This is a genomic window from Bradyrhizobium sp. sGM-13 (genome assembly GCF_018398875.1).
In the GTDB taxonomy this organism is placed as follows: domain Bacteria; phylum Pseudomonadota; class Alphaproteobacteria; order Rhizobiales; family Xanthobacteraceae; genus Bradyrhizobium.
On sequence record NZ_JAGWDK010000493.1, the window covers coordinates 1 to 221 of the forward strand.

The following is a 221-nucleotide window of genomic DNA, read 5'->3' on the forward strand; positions in this document are numbered from 1 at the left end:
GCGGCCGCGATAGGCCGGCAGCGTGGCGACATGCTCGATCAGCCATTCGCCCTCGCCGCCCTGCACCCAGCAATTCGCCCCATAGGTGCCACGCCGGAAGATCGCCTTCAGATCGGTGGCGCTCAGCCCGATCGCGGTCGCCACCTCCCGAATCGCCGCCCGCGCGGCGGCCTCGGTGCCTTCAGCGGGCAGCGCGCAGAGCGATGCCGCCGGCTCACCTT

General features: G+C 71.9%; 1 pseudogene. It reads right to left on the bottom strand.

Going from position 1 to position 221, the window contains the following annotated elements:
* Positions 1-221, bottom strand: a pseudogene (locus tag KJQ96_RS39770) (GNAT family N-acetyltransferase); the annotation flags it as partial.